The sequence below is a fragment of the Flavobacterium sp. RSP49 genome (assembly GCF_003968735.1).
Lineage (GTDB): Bacteria > Bacteroidota > Bacteroidia > Flavobacteriales > Flavobacteriaceae > Flavobacterium.
The window spans coordinates 59980-84255 of sequence record NZ_RYDN01000010.1 but is presented as its reverse complement, the minus strand read 5'-3'; the positions used below and the strand labels follow the sequence as shown (position 1 = coordinate 84255).

22 protein-coding genes are annotated in these 24276 nt (G+C 32.5%); all 22 read left to right on the top strand.

Translation table 11 applies throughout. From position 1 onward, the window contains the following. Complete coding sequence (locus EKM02_RS07460) at nt 1-972, top strand: hypothetical protein (RefSeq protein ID WP_126453794.1); 972 nt, start codon at nt 1-3, stop codon at nt 970-972. 12 nt (nt 973-984) lie between these two features. After that, a complete protein-coding gene (locus EKM02_RS07455) occupies nt 985-2466 on the top strand; it encodes an oligosaccharide flippase family protein (protein WP_126453792.1) in 1482 nt (493 codons plus the stop codon). Continuing rightward, nucleotides 2467-3399, top strand: a complete 933-nt coding sequence (locus EKM02_RS07450) for a glycosyltransferase (protein ID WP_126453790.1) — start codon at nt 2467-2469, stop codon at nt 3397-3399. It abuts the gene before it with no gap. 16 nt (nt 3400-3415) lie between these two features. Continuing rightward, complete coding sequence (locus EKM02_RS07445) at nt 3416-4483, top strand: glycosyltransferase (protein WP_126453788.1); 1068 nt, start codon at nt 3416-3418, stop codon at nt 4481-4483. 48 nt (nt 4484-4531) lie between these two features. Beyond that, on the top strand, nt 4532-5017 hold the full coding sequence (locus EKM02_RS07440) for a DapH/DapD/GlmU-related protein (protein WP_126453786.1): 486 nt from the start codon (nt 4532-4534) through the stop codon (nt 5015-5017). Beyond that, complete coding sequence (locus EKM02_RS07435) at nt 5014-6228, top strand: glycosyltransferase family 4 protein (RefSeq protein ID WP_126453784.1); 1215 nt, start codon at nt 5014-5016, stop codon at nt 6226-6228. The genes EKM02_RS07440 and EKM02_RS07435 overlap by 4 nt, the downstream gene beginning before the upstream one ends. A gap of 2 nt (nt 6229-6230) precedes the next feature. Beyond that, complete coding sequence (locus tag EKM02_RS07430; protein WP_126453782.1) at nt 6231-7484, top strand: O-antigen polymerase; 1254 nt, start codon at nt 6231-6233, stop codon at nt 7482-7484. Continuing rightward, nucleotides 7447-8583 (top strand): glycosyltransferase family 4 protein, encoded by a 1137-nt coding sequence (locus EKM02_RS07425; RefSeq protein WP_126453780.1) that lies wholly within the window; start codon nt 7447-7449, stop codon nt 8581-8583. Before EKM02_RS07430 ends, EKM02_RS07425 begins: the two co-directional genes overlap by 38 nt. Next, a complete protein-coding gene (locus EKM02_RS07420; protein ID WP_126453778.1) occupies nt 8580-9704 on the top strand; it encodes a glycosyltransferase in 1125 nt (374 codons plus the stop codon). The genes EKM02_RS07425 and EKM02_RS07420 overlap by 4 nt, the downstream gene beginning before the upstream one ends. After that, complete coding sequence (locus tag EKM02_RS07415) at nt 9688-10722, top strand: polysaccharide biosynthesis protein (protein ID WP_126453776.1); 1035 nt, start codon at nt 9688-9690, stop codon at nt 10720-10722. The genes EKM02_RS07420 and EKM02_RS07415 overlap by 17 nt, the downstream gene beginning before the upstream one ends. Nucleotides 10723-10816: 94 nt before the next feature. Then, nucleotides 10817-11230 (top strand): WxcM-like domain-containing protein, encoded by a 414-nt coding sequence (locus EKM02_RS07410; protein WP_126453773.1) that lies wholly within the window; start codon nt 10817-10819, stop codon nt 11228-11230. Between the two features lie 101 nt (nt 11231-11331). After that, nucleotides 11332-12450, top strand: coding sequence for an NAD-dependent epimerase/dehydratase family protein (locus EKM02_RS07405; protein WP_126453771.1), 1119 nt, complete (start codon nt 11332-11334; stop codon nt 12448-12450). Nucleotides 12451-12506: 56 nt separating this feature from the next. Next, nucleotides 12507-12896 carry a GxxExxY protein gene (locus EKM02_RS07400; protein ID WP_126453769.1) on the top strand — a complete coding sequence of 130 codons (390 nt, stop codon included), beginning with the start codon at nt 12507-12509 and terminating at the stop codon, nt 12894-12896. A 154-nt stretch (nt 12897-13050) separates the two neighbouring features. Next, nucleotides 13051-14193 carry a non-hydrolyzing UDP-N-acetylglucosamine 2-epimerase gene (wecB, locus tag EKM02_RS07395; RefSeq protein ID WP_126453767.1) on the top strand — a complete coding sequence of 381 codons (1143 nt, stop codon included), beginning with the start codon at nt 13051-13053 and terminating at the stop codon, nt 14191-14193. Nucleotides 14194-14201: 8 nt separating this feature from the next. After that, nucleotides 14202-15410 carry a glycosyltransferase family 4 protein gene (locus EKM02_RS07390; protein WP_126453765.1) on the top strand — a complete coding sequence of 403 codons (1209 nt, stop codon included), beginning with the start codon at nt 14202-14204 and terminating at the stop codon, nt 15408-15410. Continuing rightward, nucleotides 15403-16017 (top strand): sugar transferase, encoded by a 615-nt coding sequence (locus tag EKM02_RS07385; RefSeq protein WP_126453763.1) that lies wholly within the window; start codon nt 15403-15405, stop codon nt 16015-16017. Before EKM02_RS07390 ends, EKM02_RS07385 begins: the two co-directional genes overlap by 8 nt. A 90-nt stretch (nt 16018-16107) precedes the next feature. After that, nucleotides 16108-17148 (top strand): ATP-grasp domain-containing protein, encoded by a 1041-nt coding sequence (locus EKM02_RS07380; protein ID WP_126453761.1) that lies wholly within the window; start codon nt 16108-16110, stop codon nt 17146-17148. Nucleotides 17149-17159: 11 nt separating this feature from the next. Then, nucleotides 17160-17969 carry an NAD-dependent epimerase/dehydratase family protein gene (locus EKM02_RS07375; RefSeq protein ID WP_126453759.1) on the top strand — a complete coding sequence of 270 codons (810 nt, stop codon included), beginning with the start codon at nt 17160-17162 and terminating at the stop codon, nt 17967-17969. Then, nucleotides 17966-18619, top strand: coding sequence for a metallophosphoesterase family protein (locus EKM02_RS07370; RefSeq protein WP_126453757.1), 654 nt, complete (start codon nt 17966-17968; stop codon nt 18617-18619). Before EKM02_RS07375 ends, EKM02_RS07370 begins: the two co-directional genes overlap by 4 nt. Nucleotides 18620-19163: 544 nt before the next feature. After that, nucleotides 19164-20303, top strand: coding sequence for a DegT/DnrJ/EryC1/StrS family aminotransferase (locus EKM02_RS07365; RefSeq protein WP_126453755.1), 1140 nt, complete (start codon nt 19164-19166; stop codon nt 20301-20303). A gap of 958 nt (nt 20304-21261) precedes the next feature. Continuing rightward, a complete protein-coding gene (locus tag EKM02_RS07360; protein ID WP_126453753.1) occupies nt 21262-21708 on the top strand; it encodes a hypothetical protein in 447 nt (148 codons plus the stop codon). 434 nt (nt 21709-22142) lie between these two features. Continuing rightward, nucleotides 22143-24083 carry a polysaccharide biosynthesis protein gene (locus EKM02_RS07355; RefSeq protein WP_126453822.1) on the top strand — a complete coding sequence of 647 codons (1941 nt, stop codon included), beginning with the start codon at nt 22143-22145 and terminating at the stop codon, nt 24081-24083. The last annotated feature ends 193 nt before the right edge of the window (nt 24084-24276 follow it).

Here is a 24276-nt window from a genome sequence, read left to right as displayed (position 1 = left end):
ATGGTTCTAAATGTAATTTTTTCATTCAACAGAGCAATGCAGTTGGATTATTTATTAACATCTATACTGAAAAATTATAAAATTGATTATCAAATTTTAGTTATATACCACACGTCAGGCGAACATGATAAAGGTTATGAACTTCTAATAAAAAAATATAAACAATATAATAATTTTTCTTTTGTCAAACGAAAACCTACTTTGCTTGATATCTCATGTTTTTTTTCAATAAAAAATAAAACCGATTTTAAATTTTTTCTGAAACATTCGCGAATATTTAACAGAAAAAGCGATAATTTTAAGTCACTTTTGGAAAAAAGTATACAGGGGTCTGATTGTGAGTTCGTAATGTTTAACACTGATGATGGATATTTTTTTGATGATTTGGATGTCGAAGAGGATGTGTTAACACTTATACGAAATAATCCAAGAAATACGAGTTATCGATGTTATGTTGGCGAAAATTTAGAAAATTTTCCGTCTTACGTTAAACGATGGGGAGATAATTATTTATGGGATTATTTTAAGGATAAAAATATTACTCATTGGTCTTATAATTTTGCAGTTGATGGAACTATATATGATCGAAAAACATTATTAAAAATATTATGCAAAGTTCCTTATCATAATCCAGTATCTTTAGAAACAAATGTTGTAGGTTATTGTACAAAAAACAAGTTATTTGGCATCGGTTTGGGTCCTATCACATCAAAAGTTGTAGGGACATTATTAAATCAGGTTTCAAAAGCGGTAGATAACCCAACAATAAATATTGATACTGAAATATTAAATAATTGGTATGTTAAGGGTTTCAGACTAAAACTGAAACTTCCCCAGAGCATAGATAAAGTTAATCTCGTACCTGAGGAAGTTAAAATCTATAATGATATCGAGGAACAAATACTTTACATACTAAACGATAGTGGAAGAGAGATACAACGGAAATTTGGTATAGGAGGCACAAAACTTTAAACTAAATTTAACTTGGAAAAATCTTATAAATCAACTTTTAAAAATACTGTAGCTTTTGGAGGAATTCAAATAATTACAATTTTTCTTAATTTAATAAAAGGAAAGTTCATAGCTATTTATCTTGGTCCTGTTGGTATTGGCGTCAATAATTTATTATTAACTTCTGTAAATTTAATAACAACCTTTAATGATTTTGGATTAGACCTCAGTGCAGTTCGCGATCTTTCTGAGGCTAATGAAACTGAAAATCAAAACAAAACTAATAGAACGATAACTATTGTAGAAAAACTATTTTTTTATACGGCAATATTTGGCGCTTTATTTTTAGCAATTTTTTCTTCACTTTTGAGTGAATTCACTTTTGGTAGTTCAGATTATACATTTTCTTACTTATTACTTTCAATTTTTGTTTTTTTTACTACACTTACTAAAGGTCAACAGACAGTAATGCGTGGATTAAGGAAAATTAACTTTATTATAAAGTCGGGTTTTTATGGCACTTTGGCAGGGGTAATTGTTAGTATTCCTTTTTACTATTTTTTAGGAGTAGATGGTATTGTTCCGACCATGATAATTACTGCGTTAATTAGTTTTATATTATCAGGCTATTATTATTCTAAAATTCCTAAAATTAAAATACAAATCAGTAATAAGGAAGTCTGGCGTGAAGGTAAACAAATGATGAAATTAGGAATTATGCTCATTTTTTCAATTCTTATTGGTATTCTAGTTAGATATCTTATTAGCGTCGGAATAGGTAAAATTGGAAACATCAAGGATGTAGGTCTTTATTCTGCTGCTATGAGTATCAGTGGACAATATGTTGGTTTTATTTTGGCTTCATTAGGGGCTGATTATTTTCCACGACTTGTTGCCGTTTCACAAAACACAAAAGAAGTAAATAGAATAGTTAATGAACAAACGGAGATAGTCTTATTGCTTGCTACACCATTATTAATTATAATGATTATTACATCTCCAATTTTGATCAAAGTTTTGCTTACTAAGGAATTTTATGAGATTATCGATTTTATAAGATTCATTGCTCTTGGATCATTTTTTCAGTTGGCATCTTATTGTATGGGATATATTTCTTTTGCGAAGAATGATAGAAAGACGTATGTTATTATGGAGGGATTAATAGGAAATTTTTTTAATCTTGTATTGAGTTTAATACTATATTATTTTTATGGACTTTTTGGTTTAGCGATAGGGTATCTTGCCTTATATGTTATTTATTTTATTATAATTTTAAATGTTACTGGAAAATTATATGATTTTAGTATTCACAAAGATAGTAGCCAATTTTTCTATGTTTCGTTCGCTTTTATATTTTTTGTTTTTTTAAGTTTTTATTTACCAAATGATTATTTAGCTTATGGAATTGCTTTAATTTTATTTGGACTTAATGCTATTTATAGTTACCATCATTTAAATAAAAGAATGGACTTAGAAGATTTATTTATTAAATTGAAATCTAAATTTAAAAGATAAATGGAAGGCACACACAATAGTTTAGATGCAAAGCAACCCTTAGTTTCGGTAGTAATTGTAACTTACAATTCAGCACCTTATGTTCTCGAAACTTTGGAAAGTATCAAAAATCAAAGTTATCAAAACATTGAGTTGATCATTTCAGACGATGCCTCGAAAGATAATTCCGTTGCATTGTGTGAATCTTGGCTTGAAGCCAATAAAAATCGTTTTGCAGCTACTCGTTTACTTTCGGTTTCTAAAAATACAGGCGTTGTTAAGAATTTTAATCGCGGAATGGCTGCGGCGGTAGGTGAATGGTTGAAATTACTGGCTGGTGATGATTGCTTGCCGGTGGAAGCATTGTCAAAAATGGTAGCATTCACGCAAATTAATCCAAATTGTGAAGTTCTACATGCGCCAGTTTTGAAATTTAAAGTAGATGCAACCAACACTACTGTATTTGAGAACGATTTCTCCGATCATCCAAAAGTGCTTAACGGGGAGGTGCCAGCTTTGAAGCAGTTTGAAATTTTAACAAGAGGATGTGTTGTTAACGCACCAGCGGTTTTTATAAAAAAAACTATTATCGAACGATTTGGTGCATTTGATACCGAAATACCTAATTGTGAAGACTGGCCTTATTGGCTGAAAATAACCAAAATGGGGATTCCATTTCATTATATTTCAGAACCTCTGGCATTTTACAGAGTGCGCGAAGATTCGGTGTATTCGTCAGGTTCCCTAGAATTTTACATTACCCCTTTTTACAAAACAGAGTACAATATATTTAAAAAATACATAATGCCTTATGTGTCCTTTTATCAGAAGTATATAACGGAATATGATTTTTATTTAAAAAAGCATTTTTCTAAAAGTAAACCTACTATAATCACCAAAATTTTATTTAACTCTTTACGAATGCCAGTAACCGTCTACTACAAATTTACTTAACTATAACAACAATAGCATGAAAATTTTATTATGTACAGGACGTTATTTCATGGGTGGTATTGAAAAATACGTACACGATTTGTGTATCAACTTGTCGGATAAAAACATAGAAGTAGTATTGCTAATATTTTATAAGATTAAGAACGAAGAAATCCAATTAATAAAAGATAAAAACATTGCAGTATATGAATTAAATGGCAGAAATGGAAGAGATTTGAAAATGATTAATCAATTTTATATTTTGGTTAAGGAAATTAAACCAAGTATAATACACTTAAATGTTATTCCTATATTAAGCTTTTTACCGCTTATTTTTTTTCAAGGGAAAATAATATTAACCATCCATCAATTAGATAGCAATAGATACACAAATATATTATTTAATAGAATAATTAATGGAGTAATTTACTTGTCTAAAAATATTGAAGCCTATTATAAAAATTTAAATTATCTTCCAAAAGCTACCTCAAAAATAATTTCTAACGGTGTAACTGTTTTTAATAAAAATCAATACAATGCACCAAAGGAGATTATAAATTTAATTATGGTGTCTCGTTTAGCTCAAGATAAGCAACCACATATAGCGTTGGAAATATTAGATTATTTGGTTCATAATAGTAAAAATAAATACCACCTAACACTAGTTGGTGATGGCGATGTTAATGATATTAATTATGTTAATGAAATTAAAAAATCAGTAATTAATAGAACATTAACTTCCAATGTTACTTTTGAAGGATGGCAAAAAGATGTTTTACCATCCTTGATTAAAGCTCATGGCTTTTTAATGCTTTCACGAAGAGAATGTTTTCCATACAACGTTTTAGAGGCGATGTCGGTTGGAATACCTATTTTTAGTTTTAATGTGGAAGGAGGATTGATTGACATGCATCAAAACAATTTTACGGGAATAATGATTAATTCCAACGAAGCTATTGCATTAGCTAAAGAAATAGATGCGGTTTTTAGTTCGAACCGTTGGCAAACGTACAGCGAAAATGCCTACCAAAATGCAAAACAATTTTCTGTTCCCAAAATGACAGAAAAAACGTTAGAATTTTACTATAGACTTTTAAAACAATAAATATTAATTTATAACAAAATCCTAATTAAATTTTTAATAAGTGATATTTTGAATAAAATAGACCAAATACTACCTTATTTGTATTGGAATAGTAAGGGTGTTAGAGTAGTGTCATCTTTTATTGTGTCTAGAAAGGCAAACTTAAAAAATTGTTCTATTTTCGGAAAATCTATAGTTTTAGAAGAAGCAATCGTCGGAGCAAATACGTATATGACGGATGCCTACATTCAACATGCAACTGTTGGTTCCTATTGTAGCATTGCTCCGGGAGTTAAAATTGGTTTAGAAGAGCACGATGTGGAAAATTTTTCTACGCATCCAAGTACATACGATAGTAAATTGTTTGTAAAAAGTAAAGGAAGATGTAAAATCGGCGACCATGTTTGGCTTGCCGCAAATTGCATTGTTTTGCAAGGAGTTACAATAGGGAAACATGCCGTTATTGTTGCCGGTGCAGTAGTAACAAAGGATGTTCCAGACGGCGAAATTTGGGGTGGCATACCTGCGAAATTTTTAAAGAAAAGAGATTTATGAAATACATCGTTGTTCATGCAGGCAGAAGAGACGATTATCAGGTTGCATTAGCATTAGCAGAAGAAAATTCTTTGCAATTCTTGGTTACGGATTTCTATACACCATTTGATACAAATTTTCTGGGGAGCATTTTAAAATTTTTGCCTGTATCAATGCAACGTAAATTGGCAAAAAGATATAAAATGGGACTTAGCAGTAACCTCGTTCGTATAAGTTATTTATCTATGTTTTATGAAGTAGTATTTTTATTCTCTAAAAGCAGTAAGTACAGTGCTTTAAAAGATAAAGCATTAGGGAATTTGGCAAAAAGATTGTCAGTTCAATACCAAATGCCAATTTTGAGTATGAATACCTATGCCAAGTATGCGTTTCAAAATAATCCTGTAAGTCCAAAAGTATTATTTCAATTTCATCCCCATACAACTTTTGTAAAAAATATTCTAAACGAAGAAATAAAGATTAATCCAATTTCTAAAAAATCATTATTGCAGGAATATGAATTCTCAGTATCTGATTTGGTTTTGGAAAATCTTACACAAGAAATTCACTTGGCAGAGCACATTATTTGCGCAAGCACTATTACTGCCGTATCTTTACAAAAAGAAGGAATTAGTAAAGATATAATTAAGGTGATTCCGTATGGTGTTGACACTACTTTATATCCTTACAAGAAAAGAGATGTTTTAACCACAGATTCTACTTTTAAAGTTGTCTTTATTGGTAGTTTAAACCAACGCAAAGGAATAACCTATTTATTAGAAGCACTTGAAAGTATACCAAATGTTGAACTTAATATTGTAACTAGAGGTATTTTTGATATAAATCTTTTAAAAAAGTATAGGGTTAAAGTCAATTTATATAAAAATATTCCTCATGTTGAGATGGTTTCTATTTTACATTCCTCCCATTGTTTTGTATTGCCATCTTTAATAGAAGGTTTTGGTCAGGTAATTTTAGAAGCAATGGCAACGGGAATTCCAATAATAGCATCTGAAAACACGATAGCTCCGGATATAATTAAAGATGGAGAAAATGGTTTTGTTGTTCCTGTAAGAAATGTAATTAAAATAAAAGAAAAAATAGAATTGTTAGTGAAAAATCCTGAATTGATAGGTATAGTTGGCAATAAGGGATACCAAACTTCGGTTGAATTAAGCTGGCAAATATTTAGAACAAATATTGTTAACCATCTAAAGCAAATTGCAAAATAAATATGGAGTTTTACTTACTTGGAATATTATTTTTTTTGGGTTTTGTTTTTGGTGCCAAAGATTTCCGAAGGCATTTTTTGTTGCTCTATGTACTTATAATTTACTTTATCTGTTTTTTTCTAGGGCCATTAAATTCAATCAATCTTAATTGGTACACCCATCTTGGAGGTAATTTTAGTGCTGGTTTTTATGAGACCTTACAACTATATGCCTTGGCTTTATTCTTCTTTTTGTTAGCATATTCAATTTCATTTAAGTTTAGTAATTTTAAAAGAAAAGTCATTTTTTACTACCAATTAAACTCTAAGCATAAGTATTATATGTGGTTTTTTTTTATATCATTAGTTTCAATGATTAGAAGAAATTTTGAAGAGAATGTTTATGGAGGAGGCTTTTATAACTATTTAGCTTTTTTGGGAGATTCTCTAATTTTAGCTTTTATTGTTTTAATTTATGAAAAAAAATTTAGCAAAACTTGGCATTGGCTACTTTTAGGCGGTTCTCTTTTGGCTTATATGGTTCTTGGTTTTCGGTATAGAATTTTACTTTTAATAATCGGAGTTATTTATCATTTTGCAGTAACCTCGAATCTTTCTTTTAAAACAGTAATAAAATGGATAGCCATAGGGTGTGTTGTTGCTTACGCTATTAATTTTATTACTTTAAACAGGGAAGCCCTTAGAACCTTAGAATTTCAGGATGTAACTTTTGAATCCAAAACACAATATGGTTTGTCACCGTATCAGATGGTACTGCAACAAACGGATAATTACAAGACCGAAATGATGGTTGTTAAGTACATTAGAGATAATAATATTGAGCCTGATTATGGGGAGTCTATGTTTACTCATATTTTTATTCGAATTATTCCAGCATCTTTTTTTGAAAACGATAAAAAACCTGAAATTCCTCAAATGAATGTATTACGTAATTCGTTCAATAGCATAGAAGGATATTATGCCGGTGCAGCAGTTTCTAATGTTATTGAATATTATATTGCGTTCGGCGTAATTGGAATCATTTTTTTTATGTCTTTACTAGGTTCCTTTTTAGGCTACATTGCAAAGAAAACCAACTTTGATATTACTCGAGATAGAGTAATAAATGCCATGATAGCCATGGTGCTCTTTCAAGAACTTACTCGAGGATATCTGCCTCAAAATATAACGCTACTAGCGTTTCTTTTAATAACTTTGAAATTATTTTATAAAAAACGACATGCTAGTAGTAGTAACGAACATACCAACACCTTATAGAACTGCATTCTTTAATACGTTGCAACAGGAGCTGCTTCGTGTAGGACAAAGTTTGCATGTTTTATATTGTGCAAAAACCGAAACGGGAAGGTATTGGCAATTTGACCCAGAAGAAAATCACTATCCTTTTTCTTTTTTAAAAGGTTGGCATCCCGAATTTAAAGGGTATTATCCGCATATTAATTTCGAGTTAATAATCCATTTAAAAAAATTAAAACCCAATTGGATTATGGCAGCTGGAAGTTGGAATGCACCTGCAACCATCACTCTGCTTTTAAACAAAAAGAAATTAAATTGCCCAATTATTTTTTGGAGTGAAGGTCATTTTGATGCCCAAGTGCGTAGCAATAAGTACATAGATTATCTTCGCAGAACGATTTTAAAGAAATTGGACTATTTTGTGGTTCCCAATTTAAAATCTAAAGAGTACATTTTGCATTACAACAGAAATGCGGTAGTAGAATTTTTGCCAAATACAGTAGACGAAAGTTTTTTTTCCTTATCTATTAACGATTCAAAAGTGCAAATCAGAACTTCCAAAGGGTTGCCATTGGATAAAACCATTTTAGTATTGGTATCTTCATTAGATACCCGAAAAGGCGTTTTAGATTTCTATGATGCATTTAAAGAAGCAAAAAGAGATTCTCTTTATGTCGTACAAATTGGAACAGGAGAGTTTTACGAAACGTTAAAAAAGCGAATAGCGACTGATAATCTTGCTAAATACTATCGTCTAACGGGGCAGTTAGTGCCCAAAGAAGTTAGAGAATATTTAATAGCTGCGGATGTTTTTGTATTACCAACAAAATCAGACCCAAACCCTTTAAGTCCTATTGAAGCCTCTTTTCTAAAAAAAACTTTATTAGTTTCGTCAAAGGCAGGAAATGCAAAAGACCTTATAGTTGATGGTGAAAATGGTTGGATCATGAAGGAAATTAATAATGAAGAATTAATGAAAAATATTAATATAATCGCAAACACTAAAAAAGAAGTATTAGAAATGATGGGTGAGAAGTCTTTTGATATTGTTTCAAATTCTTTTACAAGAAAAAAAGCTTCAGAAAATCTTATTATTTTTTTAAATAAAATAAAAAATTGAAAGTTTTATTAGACAATTCCAATCTTTTTGCAGGAGGAGGTTTGCAAGTTGCTGTATCTTTTTTACGAGACTTAAAAAAGATACAAAGTCCTGTTCAATTTCATGTTATACAATCGTGTAATTGTGTGAAAAGCTTAGGAGATGAAAATTTTCCTGAAAATTTTATATTTTACAACTTAGGCCAAAAAGAACAATTTTCTAAACTTAAAAGAATTATTAGTGTTAAAAATATAGAAAACACAATAAGACCAAATTGTATTTTTACACTTTTTGGGCCCTCATACCATAAAAGTAATTATCCAAAAATTGTAGGATTTGCAATACCACATATAATCTATCCAAATTCACCTTTTTTTTCCAAAATTTCATTCAAAGAAAAGCTATCTTTATTTTTATTAAATAAGCTAAAGGAATATATGTTTAAAAGAAATTCGGATGCTTTGATTTTTGAATCTGAATATGCTAGAAATTTTTTTGCTTCAAAAATTTCAAATAAAACACCTACATATTGTGTTAATAATACTCTAAATGAAACATTTTTGCAAACAGATAATTGGAAAGAAATTTCGTTAGAAAAAACTTCAATATTTAATATTTTGTGCTTGTCTGCAAATTATGTCCATAAAAATATAACTATAATACCAGAAGTTATTGATGTTTTAATTAGTAGGTACAAGTTTTTTGATTTCACTTTCCACATTTCACAAGATAAGAAAGACTTAGATTTTGGAGATAAATATGATAATTACATAAATTATTTGGGGAAAGTAGATTTAAGTAAGTTACCAAGTCTTTACAGCAAAATGCAATTATTATTTATGCCAACATTATTAGAAGTTTTTTCCACTACTTATCTTGAAGCAATGTTTATGAATATTCCTATTGTAGCTTCTGACATGCCATTTGCTCATGATGTTTGTTCGGATGCTGCATTATACTGTTCTCCAACTGACCCTAGTGAATATGCTGATAAAATTTATCAAATTATTAATAATTCAGAATTGAAAAACGAATTAATTTTAAATGGTTCTAAAAACATTCTTAAGTTTGGAAATAGTATGGGTAGAACTAATAAATATCTTAAAATAATAGAAAATTTTTCAAATGAAAATACAAAATAAAACCCTACTGATCACAGGTGGTACCGGTTCGTTCGGAAACGCAGTATTAAACCGCTTTCTTCATACCGACCATTTTAAGGAAATTCGTATTTTTTCTCGTGATGAGAAGAAACAAGACGATATGCGTAATCAATTAAAAAATGATAAGCTTAAGTTTTACATTGGCGACGTTCGTGATTACAGTAGTGTAGAACGTGCGATGCGTGGAGTGGATTATGTATTTCATGCAGCCGCATTAAAACAAGTGCCTTCCTGTGAATTTTTCCCTTTAGAAGCGACCAAAACCAATGTGTTTGGAACTCAAAACGTAATTGATGCCGCAGCAGCGAATAAAGTGCAAAAAGTAATTTGTTTAAGTACCGATAAAGCCGCTTATCCAATTAATGCTATGGGTATTTCCAAAGCCTTAATGGAAAAAGTGGCAATAGCTGCTTCAAGAAACACAACGGATACTACTGTTTGTTTAACCAGATACGGAAACGTAATGGCTTCACGAGGATCGGTTATTCCGTTATTTTTAAAACAAATCCAGTCAGGACAATCCATTACGATTACAGATCCTAAAATGACCCGTTTTTTAATGTCATTGGAAGAAGCAGTGGAATTAGTTTTGTTCGCTTTTGAACACGGAAATCCAGGCGATTTGTTTGTCAATAAAGCACCAGCGGGAACGATTGGCGATTTGGCACAAGCCTTGAAAGAACTTTGCAAATCAGATACTGAAATTAAAATTATCGGTACCCGTCATGGTGAAAAATTATACGAAACCTTGTGTACACGCGAAGAGATGGTAAAAGCTGAGGATATGGGAGATTTCTATCGAATTCCAGCAGATAATCGGGATTTGAATTATGCACAATATTTTTCGGAAGGAGAACAAGACGTTTCCATGATTGAGGATTATCATTCGCATAATACGGAACAATTAGGCGTTAACGGGATGAAAAAATTGTTAGTGAATCTGCCTTTAATTAAAAAAGAGGTTTTTGGAGAAGATGTGGTGCAGATGCCGGGGTAAAATTAGTGTTCAGTAGTCAGTTTTTAGTGTTCAGTAATCTGGTAACAAATTCCAAACAGTAGACATTGGCATTAATTATCAATCGAAAAATAAGATGGTTCCGAGAATAATAACAGGAGATAATCATTCTGATGCTAGAGGTACAGTTCGATTTAACAATTCTTTTGATGCAACGGCTGTAAAAAGAATATATCTCATAGAAAATAACGAGAACACATTTGTTCGTAGGTGGCAAGGACACCGCATAGAGCAACGGTGGTTTTCCGTTTTGCATGGTAGTTTTAAAATTGAATTGATTGCCATTGATAATTGGGAGCATCCTTCTATTGATTTAAAATCACTATCTTTTATTGTAAATGCTGAAACACTTGATATTCTCCATATTCCTCAAGGGTACGTAAGTAGTATTCAAGCGCTCAAGGCAGGAGCAAAATTGTTGGTCATGGCAGATTATTTGTTAGGAGAAATCCAAGATGAATATCGATTTGATATTGATTATTTTAAATAGAAAAGTTTTACACAGATTTTTTTAATTTTTTGAAATTAGTAAGAATCAGTATGAAGCTAGATCAGCTATTATCAGTGTGAAATCAATTAGAAAATATAATTATGATTAAAATAGGAATAACAGGACAGGCAGGTTTTGTCGGGACGCATTTGTACAATACTTTAGGGTTATTCCCAGTAGAATTCCAGAGAATTGATTTTCAAAAAGAGTATTTTGCTGATGAAAATAAGCTAAACGAATTTGTTGCGCAATGCGATGTGATTGTGCATTTAGCTGCGATGAACCGTCATAATAACCCTCAAGTTATTTATGATACGAATATTGGTTTAGTTCAGAAATTAATAAAGGCTCTTGAAGTTACAAGTTCTAAAGCACATGTTTTATTTTCCTCTTCTACCCAAGAAGAAAGAGATAACCTGTATGGAAAATCTAAAAAAGAAGGACGGGAGTTAATGATGTATTGGGCTGAAAAGGCAGGAGGAAAATTCACAGGAATGATTATTCCTAATGTTTTTGGACCTTTTGGTCATCCCAATTACAATTCGGTGGTAGCTACATTTTGCCATAAATTATCCCATAATGATACTCCTACTATTGAAGTGGATGGGGATATGAAGTTGATTTATGTGGGAGAATTGGTTGATGCGATTCTTTCAGAAATTAGCAGCGGAGAAAGTAAATCTGAAATTTTTATTCCTCATACTTCGGAATCTAAAGTTTCTCAACTGTTATTGTTGCTGGAAACCTATAAAGAGCAATACCAAGACAACGGGGTAATTCCTACTATCAATACTGCATTTGAACTGAATTTGTTCAATACATTTCGTTGTTATATGGATATAAAAAATCATTTTCCAGTAAAATTTGTCGAGCATACAGATCCTAGAGGATCTTTTGTAGAAATCATTCGATTAGGAGTTGGTGGGCAGGTATCATTTTCTACTACGGTTCCCGGAATTACGAGAGGAAATCATTATCATACCCGCAAAATTGAACGCTTCGCTGTAATCAAAGGGAAAGCCTTAATTCAATTACGTCGTGTAGGTACAGATGAAGTATTGGATTTCTATTTAGATGGAAATGAACCTGCGTATGTAGACATGCCTATTTGGTACGCTCATAATATAAAGAATATTGGCGACGAAGTATTATATACTAATTTTTGGATAAATGAATTTTATGACCCGAATGATGCGGATACGTATTTCGAGAATGTTTAAAAATTTGTTAAGCTACATTTATTGTCACGCAGATTTTAAGGATTGAAATGATTTTTATGGAAGTAAATGACATTACATTTAGAATTAGAGGGTGTATTTTTAAAGTATATAATACTCTTGGTCCGGGATTATTAGAATCGGTTTATGAGGCCGCTTTAATGTATGAGTTTAAGAAAAAAGGTATAATGGCACAAAGTCAAGTAACTTTGCCTGTATTGTATGATGATGTAATATTAGAACTTGGTTTTCGGATCGATATTTTAGTTGAAAATAGGGTTATTATAGAACTAAAATCGGTTGAAGAGTTTTCTAAGGTTCATTATAAACAGTTATTGACCTATCTTAAATTATCCAATAAGGAAATTGGAATTCTTATTAATTTTAATTCTGCTGATATAAGTGAAAACACAAAAAGAATTATTAATAACTACTATAAAGATGAATAAACGCATTTTGATGCGTAAATTCTTTAAAATCCTTTGAATCTGTGTGCGATTACCATTCTAATAGTTAAAAGATAAAAGAGAACTTAAAAAATTGTTAGCAATTTTTAAATTATAATCTGCGTAAATCTGTGAGATCTGCGTGAAATAGAAACAAATGAAGACGAAATTAAAAGTAATGACGGTCGTAGGGACCCGTCCGGAAATAATTCGATTATCCAGGGTAATGGCGGCTTTAGACCATTCAGAAGCCATTGAGCATGTAATAGTTCACACAGGACAAAATTATGATTATGAACTCAACCAAATTTTCTTTGACGATTTAGGGATTCGTAAGCCCGATTTTTTTCTGAATGCCGCCGGGGCAACCGCAACTGAAACCATCGGTCAGATTTTGATAAAAATTGATCCATTATTAGAGACTGAAAAGCCAGATGCTTTTTTGGTATTAGGCGACACCAATAGTTGTTTATGTGCTATTCCTGCAAAGAAACGTCATATTCCTATATTCCACATGGAGGCAGGTAACCGTTGTTTTGACCAAAGAGTACCGGAGGAAACGAACCGTAAAATTGTAGATCATGTGTCTGATATAAATTTGACATACAGTGATATTGCACGAGGGTATTTATTGAGAGAAGGATTACCTGCGGATAGAATCATCAAAACCGGTTCTCCGATGTATGAGGTTTTGAATCATTATTTGTCGGATATTAATGCTTCGGGGATTTTAAATACGTTGCATTTAGAAGAAAACAAATATTTTGTGGTTTCGGCTCATAGAGAAGAAAACATCAATAACGAAAAAAATTTCAAGGGATTAATGGATAGTTTAAATCTGATTGCCGAAAAATATGGCTATCCAATTATTGTGAGTACCCATCCGAGGACTCAAAAGATGATTGATTCCAAACAAATTGCCATGCGTCCGGAAGTTCAGTTTTTGAAACCAATGGGCTTTAATGATTACAATGCATTGCAAATGAAGTCGTATGCCGTTTTATCAGATAGCGGAACCATATCAGAAGAGTCTTCTACATTAAATTTTCCGGCTTTGAATATTCGTGATGCCCACGAGCGTCCCGAAGCCATGGAAGAAGCGTCCGTAATGATGGTAGGATTGAATCCGGAAAGGATCATGCAGGGATTGGCCCAATTACAAACCCAAAAGAGAGGTGTCGAACGCAATTTTAGAGCCGTATCTGATTATTCAATGCCCAATGTTTCGGAGAAAATGGTACGGATTATTTTGAGTTATACGGATTATGTGAAGCGAGTAGTTTGGAGTGAATACAATTAATTGAAGTTATGACTATTCTTTTTTTGACATTGGTTAAAATTAAATCCTTGGAAGAGCGAGGGATTTACACCGACTTGCTTCGTAAATTCAAAGAAGAAGGACATGATGTTTTTGTCGTGAGCCCTTCCGAACGCAGAGATAAAAAAAAGACTCACCTTTCAACCAAGGATGGAGTGGGTATCTTGAATGTCCGTACCTTTAATCTTCAAAAAACGAATATTGTAGAAAAGGGGATTGGTACATTAGCGATTGAATATCAGTATTTAAATGCTATTAAAAAATATTTTTCGACCATAAAATTTGATTTGATTTTGTATTCCACACCACCGATTACTTTTTCGAAAGTAATTGATTTTGTTAAAAAAAGAGACAATGCTTACTCCTATTTGTTATTAAAAGATATCTTTCCTCAGAATGCGGTGGATATGAAAATGTTAAAAGAAGGAGGGATAATGCATAAGCTGTTTCTGAAAAAAGAAAAAAGACTCTATGAACTTTCCGATGCAATTGGTTGCATGTCTGAAGCCAATAGAGATTATGTCTTAACCCATAATACATCTATTGCATCTCATAAAGTAGAAGTGAATCCGAATTCTATTGTGCCTATTGAGACATTACAAACATTGGAAGAAAAACAGATTATCAAAGAAAAGTATGGACTGCCATTAGAAAAAAAAATACTAATCTATGGTGGTAATTTAGGAAAACCTCAGGGATTAGATTTTCTGTTAGAAACAATAAAAACAACTATAAAGCCAAATGTTTTTTTTTTAATAGTAGGTTCGGGTACTGAATATAGTCGTATTTTTAAATGGTTTCAAAATCAACAACCTAAAAATGCTTTATTGTTGGAGGGGCTGTCTAAAGTGGATTATGACAAGCTTTTAAATGCTTGTGATGTAGGACTAATATTTTTGCACAAAGATTTTAAAATCCCTAATTTTCCATCGCGATTGTTGTCGTATTTAGAAATGAAAATGCCGGTCATTGCCGCTACCGATTCAAATACAGATATTGGTAGTATTATCGAAAAAAATAATTGTGGCTATTCAGTTTTATCAGGAGATAGTGAGAGCATGCAAAGCGCAATAAATAAAATAGTCTCCAGTGATGAAGCCTTTTGTAAAATGCAGGAAAATGCATGGAATTTATTACAACGAGAATATACTGTTACTCATTCGTATCAGCTGATTAAAAACAAAATAGAAAATGTATAAATTCTTTTTTAAAAGAATCATTGACTTCATTGGAGCGTTAACCGGACTGCTTCTTTTAAGTCCGTTGTTCCTTTTGGTCACAGTAGGGTTATATTTCGCCAATGAGGGTAAACCTTTTTTTTTTCAAATGCGTCCCGGCAAAAAGAAACGACTTTTTAATATCATTAAGTTCAAAACGATGAATGATAAAAAAGATGCAAATGGGCATTTATTGTCTGATGAAATAAGATTGACGAAAATAGGGATTTTTGTGCGCAAAACGTCTTTGGATGAAATCCCCCAATTGTTGAATGTACTGAAGGGAGAAATGAGTTTGATAGGACCCAGACCATTACTTCCGGAATACTTGCCTTTGTATAATGTTGTTCAACAAAAACGGCATGACGTAAAGCCAGGAATAACAGGGTGGGCACAAATTAATGGACGGAATGCAATCAGCTGGGAACAAAAATTTGAATACGATGTTTGGTATGTGGATCATTTGTCTTTCATGTTGGATTTAAAAATATTTTTTTTAACCTTGAAAAAAGTATTGGCTACAAAAGAAATAACAGCAGAAGGGCATGCTACTATGCCTCGTTTTGATGACCTAAAAAACAACATTTAAATGATGGTGTGTCTTAAAGGAGTTTATAATAACTAGTAATCTCATTTTCAGTTTGAATAGTATTTACATGAAAAATTTTAAAAAATAAATATGAAAAAAAATATATTGGTTACTGGAGCCGGTGCTCTGTTAGGTCAAGGAATACTGAGATTATTACAAGTGTCAGATTTTTCAAAAAAAATATTCACAGCCGATCCAGATCCCCGTTCAACAGGACATTGGCTAGGGGATTATGCGATCACTATTCCTAAAGCAACTGATGAAAATTATATTGAAAAAATAGAAGAGATTGTGCTCGAACATAAAATTGATGCTATATTAGTGGGGACAGATGTAGAATTGCCGATTTTTTCAAAATATAAAACAAAACTATTAAATAATTATAATTGTAGAGTAGTTATCAGTAGTGAAGAAGTAATTGAAATTGCTAATGACAAGTTTTTAACTGCATCATTTCTTGAAAAAAATAATTTCCCATATCCTTTTTCTGTTATGGCAAATAATAAAAATAGTTTGTTAGAAATTGAAACAAGACTAGGGTTTCCATTGTTCGCCAAACCATTTGACGGTGCACGTTCTATTGGGATAAAAAAAATAGAGAACCATGATGAATTAATGGAAATTTACGACCCTAGAAGTAATTTGGTCGTTCAGCAATTTTTATCAGAAAGTGAGGGAGAATATACATCAGGATGTACTGTTGTAGCAGGAAAGTGTAAAGCTATTGTAACATTGAAGCGGGATCTCAGAGATGGGAATACCTATAGGGCATACGTTGATGAAAACACATCAAAATATGATGAATTTATAATTCCAATAGCAGAAAAATTAAATCCAGACGGACCTGTTAATTTTCAATTTAGAATTTTTAATGGAAAGCCGATAATTTTTGAGATTAACGGAAGATTTAGTGGAACAACTCCTTTACGTCATTTTTTTGGATACAACGAAGTGGAAGCTTTATTGAAATATTATCTTTTTGAGGAAGATATTATAGCACCGAAGTTGAAAAAGGGAATTGTTTTGAGAGCTTGGTCAGACTTGTTTGTTAGTGAAGAAGAGTACAAAGAACTGAATGTTAATAAGAAACTAGAAAATCCAGCAGCGATATTTTATAATTTTAAGCTTTAAAATAAATTTATATGACTTTAGCTGTAGTTGTTGGAGCAAATGGTTTCTTAGGGAGTTCTATTGTAAAGAAATTAATTGATGAGAATGTCGAGGTTTTAGCAGTTTACAACAAACGGTTTGATTCCATAGATAAAAAAGCGAAATTAATTACAAGTGAAGATCTTTTGAATTCAAACACAAAACCCGATTATGTTTTTTTTGTGGTAGGGAATTATACAAACTCACATCAAGAATTATTACTTATAAATGAAAACTTATATAGATATTCATTAAAGTTTAATAATTCAAAATTTATTTATATATCAAGCACAAATATTTATGGGATTCATGATAGTATAATAACTGAAACTTCTTCTTTTAATAATCCTGGAATTTACGCCCAATCCAAACTTTCTGGCGAATTCATAGTAAGTTCAATGCTAAACTATGCTTTAGTTCGTCTAACATATATTTATGGCCGGGGTATAACTAATAACTCATTTATTCCACAAATAATTAAAAGTGCAAAAGACTTAAATCAAATCACTTTATTTGGGGATGGCGGTAGAAAGCAAGACTACATTTATATTGATGATGCAGTCGAGCTTTGTTTACTTAGTGCTAAAACAAAATTTAACGGGATATATTTAGGTGCGACAGGAAAATCAATATCAAATAGAGAAGTTGCAGAAGAAGTTGCAAAATTTATATCATGTACTGTCGTTTTTAAAGGAAAGGATTTAGGAGCTTCTTTTTATTTTAATACTCAAAAGACACAACTTGAAGTTAATTGGACACCTAAGATATTAATCACTGAAGGGATAAAAAACATGTTATTATGATAATAACTGTTTTTGGGGATGTACATGGAAACCTTATCGCTCTTGAAAAATTATTCGAACTAGAGAAACATAAAACCGATTTATTTGTTTGTCATGGCGATGTAGTTAATTATGGACCGTGGACGAATGAATGTGTTACTTTTTTGGATAGTATAAACAATGTCACGTTATTAAAGGGGAATCATGAAAATTATTATTTAGAGGGTCTATACGATGGACAAAATGAGGTCGCCCGATCATTTTTTAAGTTTTGTTATGGGAATTTCAATAAGAATTTGATAACTACTATTTCAGACTACGAAAATCAAATAGTAATTCCTGATTTTACTGTTCAACATACGATTGGGAATCAATATATTTTTGCAGATACGGATATTACGGATTTAAAAATTAATTCAAACTACATATTTGGACACTCTCATCAACAATTTAAAAGAGAAAAAGATAATTTTAAACTCTATAACACAGGGAGTATTGGGCAAAACAGGGCTTTAATAAATTTGTCTTGTTATTTGAAAGTAGATACTATTAAAAAAACAGTTCAGTTGAAAAATTTTATTCATGATATTAACAGGGTTATTAATCAAATGGAATTTGAAAAATATCCCCAGATTTGTATTGATTATTACAAATCAAAAAAGAGAGTTTAAGTGATAATGATTAGATGACTGTTGGACTCTTTTTTGGTAGTATAAGGCATACTTTTTTAAGACTATCTTTTTATATTTATGGATTCGCATTTCAATAGATACTACGAGGTTCAACGGACTTTTCATCCAAAAGAGAATTGGACAGTTAAACCATACTTTTTCCATTTTTAAATTAAAAAGAATACATCCAAAAATAAATGTCATTTCTACAATAAATTGGTTTTTAAGAAAAATTAAATGAATTACCTTAATTTCTGAAGGTTTTCTCTGTACTATAAGTACTGTTGTAGCTACGGCCCGATATTTCCGATTATTATGACCAGTTGCAAGGCGAAGCAAGAAAGATTTTGGAGTTGAAAACGGGGACTTGCTAGTGGGGCTTCATTAAAATATTTTAGCGAAAAATATTTACTTTCCCAACAGCAAATCCCTTCTCAACTTATGATGACAGGGTTATTTTTACGGAGAAAAGTTAAAATAAATTTAGATTATTACTACAATAATAATTTATTGATATTAAAATAATTAAAACAATACTGAGATAATGAATAATTCAAAAATATGGCTTTCGTCTCCACACATGGGCGGGAACGAACAAAAATACGTACAGGAAGCTTTTGATAGCAACTGGGTGGCTCCCTTGGGACCTAATGTTACGGGCATGGAACAGGACTTAGAAATGTATTTAGCAAATCAAGCTAGTGTTGGAGCTTTAAGTTCCGGAACAGCAGCCATTCACTTAGGACTTGTGCTGCTGGACGTGCAAGCAGGCGATACCGTACTGTGTCAGAGCATGACGTTTTCGGCCTCGGCAAACCCTATTTTATATCAGGGTGCAACTCCCGTATTTATTGACAGCGAATGGGATACCTGGAACTTATGTCCCATAGCATTGGAGGAAGCCATTGTCAGTGAAATAGCCAAAGGAACAAAACCCAAAGCCATTATAGCGGTGCACTTGTATGGCGTGCCGTATCAAATAGAAGCGGTTCGTGCTGTTGCAGATGCCTATGAAATTCCAATACTAGAGGATAGTGCCGAAGCTTTGGGGAGTAGCTACAAAGGACAAAAGTGTGGTACTTTTGGCGATATAGGCGTGTTGTCTTTCAATGGCAATAAAATTATCACCACATCAGGGGGTGGCGCCATTGTGACACCTACGGCAGCGCTTAAAGAAAAAGCCATTTTTTTTGCTACACAATCCAGAGATGCTGCGCCGCATTACCAGCATAGTGAAATAGGATATAATTACCGCATGAGTAATATTTGTGCTGGCATTGGTCGGGGCCAAATGGAAGTATTGGATGATCATGTGGCACAACGCAGGCTGATGCACGATTTTTATGCCAGTATTTTTGAAGAAGTCCCCGGTTTGACTGTCTTTACGGTTCCCAACACTGATTATTTTGCCAATTATTGGCTGAGTGCCATTTTAGTTGATCCTGAAAAGGCCAATGGAATGACTAGGGAAACCATGCGATTGGCACTGGAAACAGAAAATATAGAATCACGCCCTTTGTGGAAGCCGATGCATTTGCAACCTATTTTTGAGAAGTACCCATACTATGGAAGTACAGTTGCTGAAACTTTATTTGAAAATGGGTTGTGTCTGCCTTCCGGTTCTAATTTGACAGTCGATGACAGAAACAGAATAAAAACAGCCATACTGAATTTGTTTGCGTAAAAGGCGCAAATATAATTGATGCAGTACGGATAGTGATGGCTGCAGGCCAAAACAAAATTTTCGAATAATTTAGCCACAGCGGAAATAAGAAAGTCGAAAGTTTAAAAGGCGTAAAGTCAAAAGAATTAACTTTAAGTAAAACAGCTTTAAATTAGATTGTTACTTAAGTAAGTCGAAAGTTTAAAAGTCATAAAGTCAAAAGAAGCACTATTATAAAAAGTAGTGTAATAGCAATCTGTTGCGTCATTTTGTCTATTTTTAATACACGACACTCTATAATAGGTGTTACTGAGTTTCTTCTTCCCATTCAAAAAATAATCTGTGAAAATTGGTGTAATCTGTGTTAAAAAAGACACGTTATTTAATTTGCTTCGTTTATTCGAACACAGCTCTGGGTTCTCCGTCGCCGAGATGACAAAAGAAAAGCTATTTTAAAGATTTTGTCCAAAGCTGCTGCTGATTAAACGTATTGCCTATTCAAAAATAATCTGTGAAAATTGGTGTAATCTGTGTTAAAAAAGACACGTTATTTGATTTGCTTCGTCTGTTCGAGCACAGCTCTGTGTTCTCCGTCGCCGAGATGACAAAAGAAAAGCTATTTTAAAGATTTTGTCCACAGCTGCTGATTAAACGTATTGCCTATTCAAAAATAATCTGTGAAAATTGGTGTAATCTGTGTTAAAAAAGACTCGTTATTTGATTTGCTTCGTTTATTCGAACACAGCTCTCGGGACTTCTTCCTCAATCTTCTTTCCTTTTCGCTAAATATAAACCATTAGTATCTTTTTTGAAATTATAGCGTAAAAAATAATTAATTAATTTTAACATTTTATATTCGTGTTAGATTTGGATTTCTCTTGCCAAGCAGCTTGCAAAAGGTTTATTGGGGGCAATGAATTTTATTTAGGTATAGTAAGCTGTTTTTGGTAAGAATATATAAATTTTATTGCTGTACAAAATGGAAGATACGGATAAGTTTTATAATCAAACGGAAAAAATTATAGAGCAAAATGCTCTTTTTTTAATTTTAGAATCGAAAGTAATTTTTAATACTGGTAGAGAAAAAGTCATACTGCATCCAAACCAAATTACAAATGTGAGACTAGTAAAAAATAGAAATTGTACCCGCAATATTTTGATTTTGGTTTTTCTGATCGTATTATTTTTAAAAGTAGAAGCCTTTTTCAATGAAAGTATTCTGTTTTATTTTTTATTTTTAGGGGCAATCGTAATTTCGGGTATATTGGCGAGTCATATAAAGAACCACTCTTATGTTATGTTGATCAATAAAGGGCGATTTGACTATGATGAAATATTTGTTTCCAGAAAAAATGGTATCTATGCGAATGACTTTGTTTCAGAGTTTAAATCAGTGCAATCCGTGTTAAAAAAGATTCATTATTAGATGTGCTTCCCTTGTTCATACACAACCCTTTGGTCTCCTTCATTGAAATAACAAAAAGAAAAGCCGTTTTAAATAGTTTGGCCACGTATTAAACAGATTTCCTCAATTCACTTTCTCACTCTTCACTCTTCACTCTTCACAACATCCATTATATTTATGAGAACGATCGATCCAGCAGAAAAAATACAAAACAAATATAAACCAAGAATAATTGTACTAAGAAAGACAATACACCTCTATTTTTATTTATGACCCATGGACTAGTCTTTTTGTTCGTCTTAAAAAAAATAGTGGGTGTAAGAAAAAGTTTTATTTCATATCTTTGACGTCAATTTCGTTGCGCGCATCTAACCTAAAAACAACAAATTTTGAACCCGGAAACCAACATAAATGCAACCCGATTTAATTCTAAATTCTTTTCAAGAATAAACCGAATGCTGAGTTTGCATAATTTGGGTTATTTGCCCCGATGGATCATTATATTGATTGATCTTATGGTGCTTACCACCTCCTTTGTGTTTACTTTTCTGATCTTTAAAGGAACAGGCATGGATTATATTATTACCGACCACAGTACAATTTTAATTGCTGGTTTTTTTGCGACTAATTTGTTTTTCTTTTGGCTTTTCAGAACCTATTCCGGAATCATCAGACACTCTTCTAATATTGATGCGGTCAAGTTGTTATTTTCACAAATTTCCGTGCTGATTATTTTTTTTATCTTTAATTTTCTTTTCGAAATTTTTTTCAAACAGAAAGCATTCCTAAATACAGCCCTTTTTATCAATATTGTACTTTCTTTTTGTGGCTTGTTTTTATACCGAGTGGTCGTGAAGCAAACGTTTGAGTTTTATTTTTCAGAAAAAAACAACAGTAAATTGATACGAACCATAATTTACGGGACCGATGCCAATGCGATTTCGGTAGCGAATGCGCTGAAATTTGAAACGCCATCGCGCTTTAAAATAGTCGGATTTGTAGATAAGAACAATCAAAATGCATCGAAGCGCATGTTGAATCTGCCGATTTTGGTGCAAAAGAAAAAGTTGCCTACACTAATGCGTTCTATAGGTGCCGAAAGTGTCATTATAGCGGATAAAAGTTTGTCTAAAGAAGAACAGATTGTGATCGTAGACCAGTGTCTGGAGTATAATTATAAAGTATTTACCGTTCCACTGATCTCCAATTGGGAAAATCAAAAGGAAATTTCCCAAAAAGTAAAAATCATACAAATTGAAGATTTGTTGGAGCGAAAACCGATAGTGCTGGACAATAAAGCCATATCGAAACAATTAAAGGATAAGGTAGTTTTGATTACTGGTGCAGCAGGTTCTATAGGAAGTGAAATTGTCCGACAAATATTGGTGTTTAATCCTAAAAAGATTATTATTCTGGATCAGGCGGAGACCCCATTGCATCATTTAAAACTGGAAACCGAGAACAGCAGTGCCACAGTAAAAATACGTACGGTCATAGGAGATATCAGAAACAGACAGGCGATGGATGAAATCTTTAAAGCCTACCGTCCGCAGGTTGTCTATCATGCTGCAGCTTATAAACATGTGCCGCTGATGGAAGAAAACCCCGGTCAGGCTATATTTACTAATATCGAAGGGACAAAAAACGTAGCCGATTTATCGTGTCGCTATAACGTAAAGAAATTTGTGATGGTCTCTACGGATAAAGCGGTAAATCCCAGCAATGTGATGGGAGCCAGCAAGCGGATCGCCGAAAAATATGTGCAGTCCCTGCAGATGAAAGATCAGTTGGAGAGAGGGGCGGAAGCTACCAAATTTATTACAACACGTTTCGGCAATGTTTTGGGATCCAATGGCTCTGTTGTGCCGTTGTTTACAAAACAAATTGCCGAAGGAGGGCCGCTGACCATCACCCACAAGGATATTATTCGGTATTTTATGACAATCCCGGAGGCCTGTCAATTGGTGCTGGAAGCCGGGGCAATGGGAAATGGAGGGGAGATTTATATTTTTGATATGGGAAAACCGGTGAAAATTATTGATTTGGCTCGAAAGATGATTAAGTTAGCGGGATTTATTCCGGAAAAAGATATTAAAATTCAAATTGTAGGGTTGCGTCCCGGGGAGAAATTATACGAGGAATTGCTCAATGATACCTCTAAATCGATTCCCACACACCATGCTAAAATAATGATTGCACAGGAAATTCAGGAAGAGTTTGAAAAGCTGCATGCCGATGTTGAGGAATTAATCAGTATTGCTAATTTGTTTGGCAATGAGGAAATGGTAGCGCAAATGAAAAAGATAGTACCCGAATTTAAGAGTATGAATTCAGCGTATGAAATATTAGACAATCACGAGGAAGCTGCTGCGGTTCCCGCTTTAATAAACCAGTAGTTCCTGCGAACTGCTGTAGCTACACGATTTGATGCAAAACAAAAAAGTAGTGTAGCGCAAACCGTTTTTATTGCTACATAACAAGATCGTACTTATTGTATGATATGTACTGGAGGAGACATTTCGTTTCAAGAGTAATTAGAACCGGGATCATGCGGAATTTTAAGCATAAAAGAACGTTGTTTTATTCTTT